This is a genomic window from Vreelandella zhaodongensis, from assembly GCF_013415115.1.
In the GTDB taxonomy this organism is placed as follows: Bacteria; Pseudomonadota; Gammaproteobacteria; order Pseudomonadales; family Halomonadaceae; genus Vreelandella; species Vreelandella zhaodongensis.
The window spans coordinates 197,613-213,431 of record NZ_JACCDD010000001.1; the positions used below are offsets into that span (position 1 = coordinate 197,613).

The following is a 15,819-nucleotide window of genomic DNA, read 5'->3' on the forward strand; positions in this document are numbered from 1 at the left end:
CGAAACATAGTACTTAGCTAAATCAAAAGTCGCTTTGGTCATCAAGATCAAGGCGGCTTTTACGTACAGAGCGGTGCTACTGTGTGTTAGACAAAGACTGCGCGTTAGGGAAAAACAGCGGTTGGCCGTTGACGTTAAAATCGGCAATTGCTTGCTGACCCTTTTCAGACACTAGCCATTGGTGCCACTGAGCCGCTAGGGCGTGTTTTAAGTGCGGGTGTTGTTGCTCAGAAAGCAGAACACTGGCGTACTGATTAAACAGCGCATCGTCGCCCTCAAACAGTAGCACTAAGTCTTGGGGATTCTGAAATGCCACCCAGGTCGCGCGGTCAGTGAACGAGTAGGCGTTCATGCCTGCGGCGGTGTTTAGGGTTGGGCCCATGCCGCTACCTAGCTCGCGGTACCATGCCCCCTGAGGGGTGATTCCCGCGTCTTTCCATAAACGCAGTTCGGCTCGGTTGGTGCCACTATCATCTCCCCGAGATGCAAATGGCGATTCGCTTTCCGCGATACGTACCAACGCATCGGCGACGTTGTCACTGCTGCTAACGTCGGCGGGATCATCGCTTGGCCCGACAATTACAAAGTCGTTATACATCACGTCCAAGCGTTCGCTGGCGTAGCCATCGGCGATAAACTGCACTTCGCCCGCCGTGTCATGCACCAACAAACTGTCCGCATCACCTCGGCGAGCAATCTCAAACGCTTGTCCTGTGCCTACAGCGACCACACGAACATTAATGCCCGTGGCATCGGTGAAAGTAGCAATAATCGCGTTAAATAGCCCTGAGTTTTCAGTCGACGTCGTCGACGCCAGAGTGATGAAGTCATCCCTCGCGAGCAGCGAGGCACTCCACAAAAGGCCCACTAATCCTGAGGTCAAGAAACCAGCGCTGGCCAACGTGGTGGTTTTTTTCATGGGGCTGCTGCTCCTGGGGTTACCAAACAAGCTCACCGCGAAGAAAGGCTCCTGCTTGTGTGGAAGCAGGTGTGTCAAAAAAACGATGGGCAGGCGTGTGCTCTAGCACTTGGCCTCCATACATAAACACCACCTCATCGGCCAGGCGATGAGCTTGATGCAAATCGTGGGTGGTCATGATGATACGCGTGCCATTGTGATGAAATTCATTCACTGCATCTTCAACCGCCTTGATAGCGGCAGGGTCTAGGGCAGCGGTAGGCTCATCTAAAAATAGCACGGCAGGGTTGAGTAGCCAGGCACGAGCAAGCGCAAGACGCTGCTGCTCTCCGCCGGAAAGCACTCGGGCGGGGCGCTTCGCAAGGGCTACCAAACCAAATTTCTCAAGTGCCTGTAGGGCGATGTTTTTGCGCTGCCGACGAGGCACTCCACTGACCGCTAGGGCATAGGTCAGGTTATCGATCGCCGAGCGGCGCAGCAGAACCGGCCGCTGAAATACCATGGCTTGGGCAGGCGGCTTTCCTTGCCAATGAATGTTGCCACTGCTAGGGCTTAGCAAACCGTGAGCCAAGCGCATCAATAGGCTCTTTCCCGCGCCGTTGGGGCCCATAATGAGCGTGCGTTGGCAGCCAGAAAGTGTCAGCGTAGTGGGGGCAAGTAGCCGATGGTCACGATGCTCAAAGCTGACCTGTTCAAAATGAAGCGCAGGCACGATCGTCAAAAGAGACGCTGGAAAAATAGACGCGTTCATCCTAACCGCCTCTTGGCCGTCTCACTGACCATGTGGGCCAACGCATTAATCAGCGTCACAAGGCTAAGCAGCACAATGCCCAAACCCAGCGCGAGTGGTAGGTTGCCTTTACTGGTTTCCAACACAATGCTGGTGGTCATTACACGGGTGACGCCATCGATATTGCCACCGACAATCATCACTGCACCCACTTCAGCGCTGGCGCGACCAAAGCCCGCAAGTATCACAGTTAAGAGCCCGAATCGCGCATCCCACAGGAGCGTGGGCATCATCCGTAGCTGGTTAAGACCAAGGGAGCGCAACTGTTCGGCGTACTCGTTATGCAGTGTCTCTACCTGTTGGCGGGTAAGCGCGGCAATAATCGGAAACACTAAAATGGTTTGTGCAATGACCATGGCCGTCGGTGTAAACAGTAGCCCGAACTGCCCCAGCGGCCCTGCGCGGGAAAGCAATAGATAAACACATAGCCCAGCGACCACCGGTGGGAGGCCCATTAATGCGTTGAGCAACACAATCAATGCATTGCGACCAGGGAAACGCCAAAGAGCTAGCGCAGCGCCCAGCGGCAACGCCAGTAGGCTGGCGGTTAGCACCGCAATCAGCGATACCTTCAGTGACAGCATCACGATAGCGATTAGAGCCGAGTCCATGCCCAGAATTAGTGTAAGCGCTGTATAAAAGGGGTTATCACTCGCGGTCATAAATGCCTGACATAAAAGTTTGTGGCATAAAGGCTTAATGCAGGTTGAACGGTGTCGATCGGTTATTGGATATTATTGTCACCATAGTGTACATAAGTTTTATGCTTGACGTCGGATATGAATGTTCCACACTGTAGCCTGGATTATCGGCGCTCATCGCAAAAGGGAAAGCATGATGAATCATGTGATAAGAACGAGGTGCTCCTTACCAATAATTTTGCTGATGAAGCCTCTTTCCCCGCTTAAAATGGGGCAGCAGTACCACGTGAGCATAAGCAGTTAATGGCGTGGTACCACCCGTGGGTTAGCTTTGCGAAACGGTTGGCTCACGTTATTGCCAAACCGATGAAGCGCGACAGTGGCCATGGGGGGATGATGGTACATCCCTATCGTGGCTACGGTTCTCAGCAGGAAGTGTTTATCATGGGGCGCGTGTTTCGTCAGGCCGCTCTTGGGCGGGCGATACCTCGACGGGGAATGCTGCGGGACACCGCCGATGTTGCCCGTCGCATCTTCCGCCGTGGACTTGCTAACGCCAGAGTGGATATACGCATCGGTGATAATCAACTGTGTCTGACGACTGACCTCGACGGCTACTTTGATGCCCAGTTGCCGATCAGTAACGCATTACCAGTCGATGTTTCCTGGCATCGCGCCGATATTATGGTTCATGCAGACGGCCACCCGCCAATCCGCACCAGTGTTGAGGTGTATGTCCCACCTCCCGAGGCGGACCTGCTGGTTATCAGTGATATTGACGATACGGTGATGTTCACCGGCGTCGCTGAAAAGCTCAAAATGCTGTATCGCCTGTTTGTTCGTAAACCCCATCGTCGGACAGCCTTTCCTGGGGTTGCATCGCTTTATCAGGCGCTGTATCGCGGGCAAACTGAGAAAGCTGAACGCCCTATTCTGTATGTTTCCCGAGGGCCCTGGGCCATCTATGAGATGTTGGAAACCTTCTTTCAGCTTAATCGAATTCCAGTTGGCCCTATTCTATTCCTACGTGAGTGGGGGATATCCCTGCGCCGTCCTTGGCCACGGCGGGCTGAAGCCCACAAGCGCGACTTAATTGACCGCATGCTAGCTCTCTATCACGATATGCCCTGTATTTTGATAGGTGATAGCGGCCAACACGACCCAGAAGTTTACACTGAGGTCGTGAAAGCGTATCCCGATCGAATTAAGGCCATTTATATTCGCCGAGTTGATAAAGATCCTCAGCGGGAAGAGGCTATTCAGCGTTTGCGGGATGAGCTTGCCCATACCGACTGTGAGTTAGTGCTTGCCGCTGACAGCATTTTGATCGCTGAACATGCCTACTCTAAAGGCGATATTTCTGCCAGAGGACTGCAAGCCGTTCAACGGGATGTGGATGCGCATCACAATGACCCTAAGTAGTGGCTCAGTGTAAGTGCGCCTGCTTTGCAGTCATGGTAAAACTAAACATTTGTTAATGGGTCGTAAGACTAAGTTCTTGAAATAAGTTCTTGAAATAAGTTCTTAATCAGCGGTGATGGTGATTGAACATGGTAATAGTGTTAGTCGTGTTGGCGCTGGGTATTTTTATTCTGCCGAACCTGTGGGCGAAGTGGGTATTAAAGCGCCACACCCGTGGGCGGGATGATTACCCTGGCACTGGCGCGGAACTTGCCGAGCATCTGCTGCGTCGTTTAGGCGTTGATGGCGTGAGAGTAGAGCGCACCGAAGTTGGCGACCACTATGACCCAGAATCGCGCTGCGTACGCCTTACTCCCGACCACTACGATGGCCGCTCACTGACAGCCGTGACCGTTGCTGCCCACGAAGTCGGGCATGCTATTCAGCACCATGAAGGCTACGCACCGCTGCTAGCTCGAAGTCGTTTGGTACAAGTGGCACAAAAAGCTGAAAAACTGGGCGCTATTTTAATGATGGCAGCGCCGTTTCTGTTTGTACTTACTAGGTTGCCGGGTGGGCTGGCAGTAGTCATCGCCATGGCAGTGATCAGTTTTGGCACCGCCGCGCTGGTGCACCTGGTGACGCTGCCCGTCGAGTTTGATGCCAGCTTTAACCGCGCGCTGCCGCTGCTTAAAGAGTACGTGCCGCCCTATGATATGCCGGGCGCTCGCCATGTACTTACCGCCTGCGCGTTCACCTACGTTGCTGCTTCATTGGCCAGCGTGATGAACCTTGGGCGCTGGCTGGTGATTTTGCGGCGTTGAGATTGTCTGAAACTTGGGAAGCCTACTGTGAGTAACGAAAAAGCCGCTCTGTTTGAGCGGCTTTTCATCATTTTCGGTGGGATGCAGACAAATTACTTCTTGATCATCCGATAGCCTGCCAACAATACCAATGCACCTACAATGGCGGTCACAAAACTGCCGAAGCTAAAGTCCCCCATGGTGCCAAGCCCCACCATCGAACCTAGCCAGCCACCGACGAATGCGCCAGCAATACCGAGAAGAATAGTCACGATAAGGCCACCCGGATCTTTACCAGGCATAATCCATTTGGCAAGTACACCAGCGATAAGACCGAACAGAATCCACGCTAAGAAACCCATCTTTACTCCTTGATGTTCTATTAGTGAGCTTGTATCGACAAAAGTGGTTATGTCGTTACTAACCACACCATTATGAACTAAGTCATTGCTGGCTATGTAATTAAGAACTGTTTCATTAAGGCCTATGCTGCTGAAAATACGACATAACGTATTCGTATTAGTTTCGGTTGGCGATAATCACCGCTCGGCGTGGGGCGGGGTAGCCTTCAATGGTGCGGGTTGGGTCGTTGGAGTCGAGGAAGTCCGCTAGGGACTGGTAAGTCATCCATTCGGTTGAGCGCTGCTCGTCCAATGTTGTTACTGCTTCGTCGACCACTCGCACATTGGTAAAGCCACACCGCTCTAGCCAGTGGCAGAGTGCTTTTGAAGAGGGCAGGAAGTAGACGTTAGGCATCGCGGCGTAGCGTTCGCCAGGTACAAACACGGTTTGCTCATCGCCTTCCACTACCAGCGTTTCTAACACCAGCTCGCCGCCGGGGGCTAGCGCCTCTTTTAGTTGCTGCAGATGCTCAAGTGGCGAAGGACGGTGGTAGAGCACGCCCATGGAAAATACCGTATCGAAAAAGCCTAGCTTTTCCGGTACCTCTTCAATGCCTACCGGTAGAAACTGCGTGCGGCCGCCGTCGGCATTGCCAACGAAGTGGCGCACCGCCTGAAACTGCCAATAAAAGCGTGGTGAAGGATCAATCACAAGCACAAAGGCTGCGCCTTCTCCGGCCATGCGCCAAGCGTGGTAGCCGCTGCCACCGCCAACATCCAATACCTTACGGTACTTAAGCGGCGCGAGATGTGGGGCGACTCTTTGCCATTTCCAGTCGGAGCGCCATTCGGTGTTAATATCGATGCCGCCCAACCGGAAGGGGCCTTTGCGCCAGGGCGACAGTTTGCGCAGTAGGTTAAAACATTGGCGTTTTTGGCTATCGCTTAACGTCACATCGATGCTCACCGTATCACTGGTGAGATCGACGTGGCGCTCCTCGGGCAGGGCAGGCAGTTTGGCAACGGCTTTCTCCCAGGCGGACAGGTCGCCATGGCGCTGGCGGTCTAGCCCATTTGCTAGCTGTTCTGGCAACTTGGCAAGCCATGGTGTCAGTGCGGCGTCCTGGCTGGCTTGATCTAAAAATGCCTGATAAAGCGCACGATGATCGTCGGGTAACAGCGGCACCTTAGTCCTCCTTAAAGGCGATCAGCGAGGTAAAGTTCAAGTATTGGAACCAGGTCATTGAGCGAGGGAAGCCTGCCTGGGCTAAGCGGCCATGCAGGGCATCAAGCGTGTCAGGTATCAGCACGTTTTCCAGCGCGGTGCGTTTTTGGCTGATTTCCATATCGCTGTAGCCATTGGCGCGCTTGAAGTCATGGTAGCGCTCGACCCGCCACGCATTGTCTCGCTCATCGGCATCGATGGTTTTTTCCGACAAAATCAGCACGCCACCCGGTTCAAGGGCATCGTAAAGTCGCTCCAGCAGCGCATCGCGATCGGCGGGTGGCAAAAACTGCAGCGTAAAGTTGAGAATGATCATGCCGGAAGGCGCATACTCAAGGGTGCGTATGTCGGCCTCCTCGATCTGCATGGCGTGGTCAGGGCACTCTTCCAGAAAGGTTTGCTTGGCTCTTGCTGCCATGGCGGGAGAAAGGTCCACTCCGGTATAACGAAAGGCATCGGCGGGTAGCGCGCCAGCAAGGGCTAGGCCTGATGCGCCCAGTGAGCAGCCCAGGTCATAGACATGAGCGCCATGGCGCAGATGGCGCTGGGCAATTAAGCTCAACATGCCAAGAATTTGTCCGTAGCCAGGTACCGAGCGGCGGATCATATCGGGAAAACATGCAACGACCTGTTCGTCGAAGGAGAACCTTGCCACCTTATCTAGAGGTGTTGAAAAGATAGCGTCGCGGTAAGATGCATCACTCATGAGCAAGCCAGGATTATTGATAAGGTTGCGTAGTTTACGCGCCCTTGGTAGACCAGAACAGACCTGTTTATAACAGATTCCTGCTGCACGGAATGACGCCACAGGAGAGGGCATATGGCTTCAGCAACACGCGCAACTCCCGATACGCTACCCGCATGGCAAACGCTGAAACAGCACGCACATGCATTGCAAAACGTTCATTTAAAGAACTTGTTCGGCGATGACGATAGCCGCTGGTCAAACTTCACGCGCCAAGTCGCCGGCCTGACATTAGACGTATCCAAGCAGCGCTGGGATGACGATACACTCGAACATTTGCTTGCGCTGGCGCATGAGGCGGGGCTGCCTGGGGCGATTGATGCACTGCTCAGTGGTAAGCGGGTGAATGTGAGCGAAAATCGTCCAGCGCTGCATACCGCCTTGCGACTGCCTGCGGATGCCACGCTTGAGGTCGAAGGTGAAGATGTGGTGGTCGCTGTGCATGAGAGTCTTGCCCAGATGGAGCGCTTGGTGCAGCGATTGCAAGCGGGCCAATGGCGCGGGGCAACCGGCAAACCGATTCGTCATGTGGTGAACCTGGGGGTGGGGGGGTCGGACTTAGGGCCGCTGATGGTCACCCACGCGTTAGCGGACTACCACCCAAAAGGTAGACGCCCACTGGATGTCCACTTTGCTTCCACCATGGATGGTTCCCAACTGGCGGATTATTTAAGCCGTTTTAACCCCGAAATAACGCTTTTCGTTTTATCGTCAAAGTCGTTTACCACCATCGACACGCTCTCCAATGCCAATACCGCCAAAGATTGGTTGTTAGGCCGGCTATCGCAGCAAGGAGACATGCCAAGCGCCGTACCATTAAGTGCCGAGTTAATTGTTCGCCAGCATTTTATCGGCGTGTCGGCGAGCCCTGAAAAGATGAGTGAATGGGGGATAGCCCCTGATCACCAACTGATGTTTTGGGACTGGGTTGGCGGACGCTACTCATTATGGGGCACCATCGGCCTGCCGATTGCGCTTGTCGTTGGTATGGATAACTTCCGCGAACTACTGGCGGGTGCACATGCCATGGACTGCCACTTCCGTGATGCGCCAATGGAAGACAACCTGCCAGTGCTACTGGGGTTGGCAGGTATTTGGAACGTTAACTTTCTGGATATTCGCGCTCATTCGATTCTGCCCTACGACGGTCGCTTAGAGTACTTTGCTGCCTATCTTGAGCAGTTGGAGATGGAATCCAACGGTAAGTCGGTGACCCGCCAAGGCCAGGCAGTTAACTACTCGACCTGCCCAGTGCTGTGGGGGCAGCTCGGTCCCAACGCTCAACACGCCTTTTATCAACTACTTCACCAGGGCACCCAACCGGTGGTGTGCGATTTTATTGCACCGCTGAAGCGCTACGATGAGGTGGAAGACCCGGATACACGTCGTCATTTAAAAGCGCAACACCGCCTAGCTCTGGCGAATTGCTTTGCTCAGTCACGAGTGCTAATGCTGGGGGATGACGCCCTAGACGATGATGGTCCCCGCCCTGAGCACAAGCGCTATCGGGGAAACCAACCCTCTACAACAGTCCTGTTGGATAAGCTAACACCCTTTACGCTGGGGGCTCTAATCGCCCTGTATGAGCACAAAGTGTTTGTGCAGGCGGTTATTTGGGATATCAACCCGTTTGATCAGTGGGGGGTGGAGCTGGGCAAGCAAATTGCCACTGATACCCAGGCGATTATCGATGGCGAAGGCGATATTTCTCGCATGGATGCCTCCAGCCGCGGGCTGATCAACGCATTTTGGGTAGCGGAGCAGGAGTAGCGCTTTATCTCAGTTGTCATGGCTGGATATACAGCTTTTTGCTTTTCCGCTATCCTGTGCTCCTTTGTCGGCGGCTTGTCGTGCTTTGAAACGGTAGGTTTAATGACGCAGTGCGGCTGCCAGGACTATTTTTCAGGAAACGATTTTCAGGAACCGACGCTACATGACCCAGTTTGATGCCTCCCAGTACGGCGCGAGCTCTATTGAAGTCCTGTCCGGGCTCGAACCGGTGCGTAAGCGTCCCGGTATGTACACCGACACCTCGCGCCCCAACCACCTTGCTCAAGAGGTCATCGACAATAGTGTTGATGAGGCCCTTGCTGGGCACGCCTCGGCAATTAGTGTGGTGTTGCATAGCGACGGGGCCATTGAAGTTCAGGACAATGGCCGCGGTATGCCCATCGACATGCACCCTGAGTATGGGGTGTCGGGCGTCGAATTGATTTTTACCAAACTGCATTCTGGAGGAAAGTTTTCCTCTACCAGCTACCGATTCTCAGGTGGCTTGCATGGGGTGGGCGTGTCGGTGGTTAACGCCTTATCGCGACGCTTGGATGTTGAAGTTACCCGCAATGGCGCCCGCCATGCGATGGCTTTTGAGTTTGGTGAAAAAGTCGAAGAATTGCATGAAATTGGTAAAGCAGCCAAGAAGGCAACGGGGACGTTGGTGCGCTTCTGGCCAGATGAAAGCTATTTCGACAGCCCGAAGCTTGCGCTCTCTAAGTTAAAACATTTATTACGCGCCAAGGCGGTACTATGCCCTGGGCTTAAGGTGACCCTGGTAGAGCCCGACGGGACTAAGACCGAATGGGCCTATGCTGACGGCCTGCGAGACTACTTGGCTGAAGCTACCGATGGCTATGAAGTGGTGCCGAATGAGCCCTTTGTTGGTCACTTTAGCGACGACGAGCATGGCGTTGACTGGGCGATCCAGTGGCTGCCCGAAGGCGGCGAAGCGCTGCTGGAAAGCTACGTCAACTTGATTCCCACGCCCCAGGGAGGGACTCATGTTAACGGCTTCCGTTCAGGGCTGTTGGAAGCATTGCGTGAATTCTGTGAATACCGCAGCTTGCTACCCCGAGGCGTTAAGCTAACCGCCGATGATTTATGGGAGCGAGCCTCCTTTGTGCTCTCGGTGAAAATGCTGGATCCCCAGTTTGCTGGGCAGACCAAAGAGCGCTTGTCGTCACGCACGATTGCTGGGTTCGTGTCGGGGGTGTTGAAAGATGCCTTTTCGCTATGGCTTAACCACCATATCGAACAGGCTGAACAGCTGGCTGAGTTGGTAATCAGCGCTGCTCAACAGCGTCAGAAAAAGTCTAAAAAGGTCGCCCGTAAAAAAGTGACTTCTGGTCCCGCGTTGCCAGGCAAACTCGCCGACTGTTCCGGCCAGGACCCGGCACTTAGCGAGCTGTTTTTAGTCGAAGGTGACTCGGCCGGCGGCAGCGCTAAGCAGGCGCGTAATCGGGAAACGCAGGCTATTCTTCCGCTGCGTGGAAAAATCCTCAATACCTGGGAAGTCGATACCCACGATATCTATGGTTCCCAGGAAGTGCATGATATCGCCGTGGCTATTGGTGCTGACCCCGGCAGCGCAGACCTTGAAAAGCTGCGTTACCACAAGGTCTGCATCCTGGCTGATGCCGATTCCGACGGTTTACATATTGCGACGCTGCTATGTGCGCTGTTTGTCAGACACTTCCCTAGTTTGGTGGATGCCGGGCATGTGTTCGTTGCCATGCCGCCACTTTATCGAATTGATTTAGGTAAAGACGTGCACTACGCCCTGGATGAGAGCGAAAAAGCCGCCATTCTCAAGCAGCTAGCGAAAAAGCGTGGTACGCCCAATGTTCAGCGTTTTAAAGGCTTGGGCGAAATGAGCCCGCTACAGCTGCGTGAAACCACGATGGCTGTGGAGACCCGCCGTCTGGTTCAGCTAACCCTGGAAGAGGGCGATGGAACCATGGAAATGATGGATATGTTGCTGGCCAAGAAACGCGCCGGTGACCGCAAAAAGTGGCTGGAAGATTACGGCAATCTCGCAGATATCGAGGTATAACTCCAGATGACCATGGATATTCAAGTAGCGGAGGGTGACGTCGAGAGACTGTCCCTGCGTGATTACACCGAGAAAGCGTACCTCGACTACTCGATGTACGTCATTTTAGACCGCGCACTGCCCAATATTGGCGATGGGATGAAGCCCGTGCAGCGGCGCATTATTTACGCCATGCGTGAGCTGGCGCTGCATGCTAACGCTAAATACAAAAAGTCGGCACGTACGGTTGGCGATGTGCTGGGTAAGTTTCACCCCCATGGCGATGGCGCCTGCTATGAAGCGATGGTGCTCATGGCTCAGTCGTTTAGCTATCGCTACCCGCTAGTAGATGGGCAAGGCAACTGGGGTAGCCCTGATGACCCCAAATCCTTCGCTGCTATGCGCTACACCGAGGCCAAGCTTTCCAAGTTTGCTGAAGTGCTGCTCAGCGAGCTGGGCCAGGGCAACGTAGATTGGACGCCGAACTTCGATGGCACCATGCAAGAGCCGGTAGTGCTACCTGCTCGTCTACCCCATGTCCTGCTCAACGGTGGTACGGGCATTGCGGTTGGGATGGCAACCGATATCCCTCCGCACAACGTATCTGAGGTGGTAGAGGCAACCTGTCATCTGTTGCGCAACCCTGAAGCCACCACCGTCGACCTGATGGAATTTGTGCCCGCGCCGGATTTCCCCACAGATGCGGAAATTATCACGCCCAAGGAAGACCTGCGAAAGCTCTACGAATCTGGGCGTGGCTCGGTTAAGCTGCGCGCCCGCTATGTGCGCGAAGAGGCCAATATCGTGATTACCGCGGTGCCTTACCAGGTCAGTGGTGCCAAGGTGTTAGAGCAAATCGCCGCACAAATGCAGGCTAAAAAGCTGCCAATGGTAGCCGATCTGCGTGATGAGTCCACCCATGAAGAGCCTACCCGCCTAGTGATTGAACCGCGCTCTAACCGCGTGGACGTTGAATCGCTAATGGCACACTTGTTCGCCACCACGGATTTAGAAAAGAACGTTCGTGTGAACATGAACGTGATTGGCCTGGATGGCCGCCCCCGTGTGATGCCGCTAGCCGATATGCTGGGCGAGTGGCTGCGCTTTCGGCGAGCGACAGTGCGTCGCCGTTTAGAGCACCGCTTGGGCAAAGTCGAAGACCGTCTGCATATTCTTGAAGGTCTACTGACGGCCTACCTCGACCTTGACGAAGTGATCCGGATTATCCGTGAAGAAGATGAGCCAAAGTCGGCGTTAATTGCTGCTTTTGCTCTTTCTGAGCGGCAGGCCGAAGCGATTCTAGAGCTTCGACTGCGCCATCTTGCCAAGCTGGAAGAGATGAAAATCCGTGGCGAGCAGGATGAGCTTGAAAAAGAACGTAAGTCGCTGCAGGGGCTGCTCGGCAGCGAAGCCAAACTGACAACGTTAATTGAAAAAGAGATCCGTGCAGCGGGTAAAGAGCATGGTGATGAGCGCCGCTCGCCGCTGGTGGCACGTAGCGAAGCGAAAGCCCTCTCTGAAGTAGAATTATTAGGTGCCGACCCGATTACCGTCGTGTTATCTGAAAAGGGCTGGATTCGTGCGGCAAAAGGCCATGATATCGATCCTGAAGGGCTCTCTTATAAAGCAGGCGACAGTTTCCAGCTAGCGGCTCGTGGCAAAACTAACCAGCCCTTGGTGCTGTTAGACGACACCGGCCGAGCCTATACGCTATCGGCGCATAACTTGCCCAGTGCCAGGGGCCAGGGCGAACCGGTTACCGGACGTGTCAACGTATCGGCAGGTGCGCGAATGGCTGGCTTAATGCTGGCTCCACCCACGAAGCGTTATGTACTGGCCAGTGATGGCGGCTATGGTTTTGTGGCTCAGCTTGAAGCGCTAACTGGCAAAAACAAAGCAGGTAAAGCGGTGCTCAGCGTGCCGAAAGGCTGCAGCGTAATGGCTCCCGTTGAGGTGCCGGAAGGCGAAGGCCATTGGGTAGCATCGGTTTCCAACGAAGGCAGGTTGTTGTTGTTCCCATTAGACCAGCTACCTGAAATGTCGAAAGGTAAAGGCAATAAAATGCTCGATATCCCAGGTCCACGGGCAGCGCGGCGTGAGGAGTTCGTGCGGGATATCGCCATTCTTACCGATCGCGACGAGCTTATTATTCACACAGGCAAGCGCAAGCTGACCCTGAAAGCCGATGATCTCGCCTATTACCGTGGTGAGCGTGGTAGGCGTGGCAGCAAGTTGCCGCGTGGTTTCCAAAAAGTCGACCGATTAGAAGCAGGGAGTAATTGATGGCACGCGGTGATGTCCTTTTAACCGTATTAGCGCCGCGTATAACAGCGGACGCTCAACGACAGGTCGCTGAGTTGGCGGAGCAATTTGGCCTGAGAGCAGGAGCGGCTCGGTGTCTTGCCGATGTGTCGCTGCCTGGGCAGCGCTACGACTGCATCGAGCAGCGTTTCACAGCAGGCTCTCTAGATACTGCAGCGTTTCGTACCGCTGCCTTAGCGCTGGGTGAAGCCCTGGCTGTGGACATTGTGATCCAAGAGGATAATCGTGATCTCGCTAAGCCTCGTTTAGTCTGCTTCGATATGGATTCCACCCTGATTAAAGCTGAAGTGATCGACGAGCTGGCTCGTCGTCACGGTGTGGGTGATGAAGTGGCTGAGGTGACCGAGCGAGCCATGCGCGGTGAGTTGGACTTTAAACAGAGCTTCCGTGAGCGTATGAGTAAGCTGGCAGGGCTGAATGAGTCGGTGCTGGCGGAAATCGCTGCCGAACTACCGCTGATGGATGGCGTTGAGCGGCTAATGGCGAACTTAACGCATTTTGGCTATCGCACCGTGATACTGTCGGGGGGCTTTACCTATTTCGCTCACCATTTGCAGGATAAGCTTGGTTTCGATGAGGTCCATGCCAACGAGCTGATCATCGAACATGGCAAAGTGACCGGTGAGGTACACGAACCGATCGTCGATGCCCAGCGTAAAGCCGACCTGTTAGAGCAGATTGCATTGCGGGAAGGTTTTACGTTAGCCCAAACCATTGCTGTTGGTGATGGTGCCAACGACCTGAAAATGCTGGAAAAAGCAGGATTGGGTATCGCGTTTCGAGCGAAGCCTGTGGTGCGCGCTCAGGCACGGCAAGCGATTTCCACCTCGGGGATTGATGGTGTGCTTTACTTGATGGGCTATCGCGACGCAGATTTAATTGACGGATGATTGGCCGGTAGGGCAGGCGGTGCTTGACACCGCCTGCTACGTTATTCATCAGTTATATAGGGGCTGACACCGGCATACTCGTTTCGTAAAGCTTCTAGCCTGATCGTTTCATTCTTGGTGAGCGGCGGTGAGTTCCAGAGCGGCTTACCTTGGGCGTCATTGACCCCTTGCAGCGTTATGGTCAGCGTTGTATCGCTGGGGATTCGATCATTTCCCCAGGGGCCGAACCGGTTAGGTGCAAGGCTCCAGCTTGCACGTTCACCTGGCGCTATACCCCCTGAGATAGCGTAGTAAAACGTTTCCTCGACCCAGGGGGTTTCGCGGCCGGGGCTTGTTAGTACACCATGTAACAGGAGCTCTGAAACTTCCTGGTCTGAGTTGTTGGCGACTTGCAGGTCGATGACTGGCTCCAATGCGCCATAAGGGCTGGTGCTAATGTAGTAGTTGGCATTTTCGATGCTAACCTGCGCCAGTTGCTGTTGGTCCTGTGCCGCATTGGCTTGTTTCTTTTCTAAACGGCGAAGTGTGCGCATTGCTTGTTCGCGCTCTCTAGCGCGGCGCTCGCGCAACATTGTGTCGGCACGCTCAATGATTTCATCCCCCGTTAGCCCGTGCATATAAGCATTTGCCGACTCGGCGATTTCCGCAGCATTCATACGTTGAACGTTCAGCAAATTGATACCGCTAAACGATGACATAGCAATAATGGTGAGTGCCTGATCGAACTCATCACGCTTGTAAGTGGGGAGTGATTCGCGCACTTTCTCAACGGAGACAACTGCGGCTGGCATTGAACTCGTGTCTATTTTGGGGTCTGAGCAACCCGCTACCACCAGCAGTGTCAGTGATAGTGCCGACCATTTAAGCAGGCTCCACATATATTTACCTCAGAACAGGCTGACAAATCGGAAAGGAGCTTACCGGAAAGTGTTATGTACCACTAGCAAGTAAGTCGAAAACCTGAATTCAACCAAACGGTAGTGGCGCATGTCGATGGGCCACTATTTTGGTATAAAGTGTGCCGATTAACCATCTAGAGATCCCCTGATAAATGAGTGAAACCTTCAGTGTCTGGCAGGCCCGCTTCGAAACACTGCGCAGCAATAAGATTTTTGAGTCGGTGGTCATCGCTATCATTGTTGTTTCAGCACTAATGATCGGTGCGAAGACATACGATGAGGCTAGCCGATTTGAACGGTGGCTGGTCTATCTTGATGTGGCGGTAACCGTGTTCTTTTTGGTGGAGCTGTTGATCCGCATGGCGGCAGAGCGAAACTTGATCAGCTTTTTCAAAAAAGGCTGGAACATTTTCGACTTTCTCATCGTCACCGCTAGCTTGATCCCCATGGACGATTCAGAGATGGTGCTGCTGGCGCGCCTGCTGAGAATTTTTAGGGTGTTGCGTCTGGTATCAATGATTCCGGAGCTGCGCCTGTTACTGGTGGCACTGGTCAAATCGATTCCGCGCATGGGGTATGTTGCGCTGCTGATGTTCATCATCTTCTATATTTACGCGGCGGTGGGAAGTTTTATTTTCCATAGCGTTGATGAGCAGCTGTGGGGAAACATAGCCCTTGCCATGCTGACCCTGTTTCAGGTGGCAACCTTTGAGAGCTGGGCTACCGCCGTGCTTTACCCCACCATGGAGCACTTTCCCTACGCGTGGATCTATTTTCTTACCTTTATTTTCCTCAATGCGTTTATCTTTCTTAATATGATGATCGGGATTGTGTTGGACGTGATGCAGAAAGAGAGCGCATTAATTGACTTAGAGAGTGGTGAGGGAGAGGCTGCTGAGATGCAAGGGCTACGCTCCGATGTGAAAGCGCTGCGTGAGCAGCTCGATCGAATGGAAGCTGCGCTAGCACAGAGCGGCTCCTTGCCGCCGGTGAACAGTCAGCCCACTGACACACCTAAAACAGATTAACGATAGG

The 15,819-nt window shown here is 53.9% G+C and carries 14 protein-coding genes; 7 read left to right on the forward strand and 7 right to left on the reverse strand.

What is annotated here, in order from left to right; translation table 11 throughout:
- Nucleotides 1-76 precede the first annotated feature (76 nt).
- From HZS79_RS00805 to HZS79_RS00815, 3 genes are read right to left on the reverse strand one after another with little or no spacing between them, the layout of a single operon-like run.
- Nucleotides 77-919 carry an ABC transporter substrate-binding protein gene (locus tag HZS79_RS00805; protein WP_179926830.1) on the reverse strand — a complete coding sequence of 281 codons (843 nt, stop codon included), beginning with the start codon at nt 917-919 and terminating at the stop codon, nt 77-79.
- A gap of 19 nt (nt 920-938) precedes the next feature.
- Nucleotides 939-1,670 carry an ATP-binding cassette domain-containing protein gene (locus HZS79_RS00810; protein WP_162217484.1) on the reverse strand — a complete coding sequence of 244 codons (732 nt, stop codon included), beginning with the start codon at nt 1,668-1,670 and terminating at the stop codon, nt 939-941.
- The gene (locus HZS79_RS00815; RefSeq protein WP_162217485.1) at nt 1,667-2,371 is read right to left on the reverse strand and encodes an ABC transporter permease; all 705 of its coding nucleotides are present in this window, start codon (nt 2,369-2,371) and stop codon (nt 1,667-1,669) included. The genes HZS79_RS00810 and HZS79_RS00815 overlap by 4 nt, the downstream gene beginning before the upstream one ends.
- Before the next feature lie 282 nt (nt 2,372-2,653).
- Between HZS79_RS00815 and HZS79_RS00820 the strand changes: the two genes are divergently transcribed.
- On the forward strand, nt 2,654-3,772 hold the full coding sequence (locus tag HZS79_RS00820; protein WP_162217486.1) for an App1 family protein phosphatidate phosphatase: 1,119 nt from the start codon (nt 2,654-2,656) through the stop codon (nt 3,770-3,772).
- Nucleotides 3,773-3,900: 128 nt separating this feature from the next.
- A complete protein-coding gene (locus HZS79_RS00825) occupies nt 3,901-4,575 on the forward strand; it encodes a zinc metallopeptidase (RefSeq protein WP_162217487.1) in 675 nt (224 codons plus the stop codon).
- Between the two features lie 92 nt (nt 4,576-4,667).
- Here HZS79_RS00825 and HZS79_RS00830 read toward each other — a convergent pair whose 3' ends face one another.
- The 3 genes from HZS79_RS00830 to cmoA all read right to left on the reverse strand — a co-directional run bounded on the left by HZS79_RS00830 (nt 4,668) and on the right by cmoA (nt 6,826).
- Complete coding sequence (locus tag HZS79_RS00830; protein WP_162217488.1) at nt 4,668-4,916, reverse strand: GlsB/YeaQ/YmgE family stress response membrane protein; 249 nt, start codon at nt 4,914-4,916, stop codon at nt 4,668-4,670.
- Nucleotides 4,917-5,073: 157 nt separating this feature from the next.
- Complete coding sequence (cmoB, locus tag HZS79_RS00835; RefSeq protein ID WP_179926831.1) at nt 5,074-6,081, reverse strand: tRNA 5-methoxyuridine(34)/uridine 5-oxyacetic acid(34) synthase CmoB; 1,008 nt, start codon at nt 6,079-6,081, stop codon at nt 5,074-5,076.
- Between the two features lies 1 nt (nt 6,082).
- Nucleotides 6,083-6,826, reverse strand: a complete 744-nt coding sequence (cmoA, locus tag HZS79_RS00840; protein WP_162217490.1) for a carboxy-S-adenosyl-L-methionine synthase CmoA — start codon at nt 6,824-6,826, stop codon at nt 6,083-6,085.
- A gap of 114 nt (nt 6,827-6,940) precedes the next feature.
- On the opposite strand from cmoA, the gene pgi reads away from it, so the two are divergent.
- The 4 genes from pgi to serB all read left to right on the forward strand — a co-directional run bounded on the left by pgi (nt 6,941) and on the right by serB (nt 13,885).
- On the forward strand, nt 6,941-8,635 hold the full coding sequence (gene pgi, locus HZS79_RS00845; protein WP_179926832.1) for a glucose-6-phosphate isomerase: 1,695 nt from the start codon (nt 6,941-6,943) through the stop codon (nt 8,633-8,635).
- Between the two features lie 163 nt (nt 8,636-8,798).
- On the forward strand, nt 8,799-10,694 hold the full coding sequence (gene parE, locus HZS79_RS00850) for a DNA topoisomerase IV subunit B (RefSeq protein WP_179926833.1): 1,896 nt from the start codon (nt 8,799-8,801) through the stop codon (nt 10,692-10,694).
- A gap of 6 nt (nt 10,695-10,700) precedes the next feature.
- Nucleotides 10,701-12,956, forward strand: coding sequence for a DNA topoisomerase IV subunit A (gene parC, locus HZS79_RS00855; RefSeq protein WP_179926834.1), 2,256 nt, complete (start codon nt 10,701-10,703; stop codon nt 12,954-12,956).
- Nucleotides 12,956-13,885 carry a phosphoserine phosphatase SerB gene (gene serB, locus HZS79_RS00860; protein WP_162217494.1) on the forward strand — a complete coding sequence of 310 codons (930 nt, stop codon included), beginning with the start codon at nt 12,956-12,958 and terminating at the stop codon, nt 13,883-13,885. The genes parC and serB overlap by 1 nt, the downstream gene beginning before the upstream one ends.
- 41 nt (nt 13,886-13,926) lie before the next feature.
- Here the strand turns inward: serB and HZS79_RS00865 are convergent, their stop codons facing one another.
- Nucleotides 13,927-14,763 carry a DUF6694 family lipoprotein gene (locus HZS79_RS00865; protein WP_340159006.1) on the reverse strand — a complete coding sequence of 279 codons (837 nt, stop codon included), beginning with the start codon at nt 14,761-14,763 and terminating at the stop codon, nt 13,927-13,929.
- A 173-nt stretch (nt 14,764-14,936) separates the two neighbouring features.
- On the opposite strand from HZS79_RS00865, the gene HZS79_RS00870 reads away from it, so the two are divergent.
- A complete protein-coding gene (locus HZS79_RS00870) occupies nt 14,937-15,812 on the forward strand; it encodes an ion transporter (RefSeq protein WP_162217495.1) in 876 nt (291 codons plus the stop codon).
- The last annotated feature ends 7 nt before the right edge of the window (nt 15,813-15,819 follow it).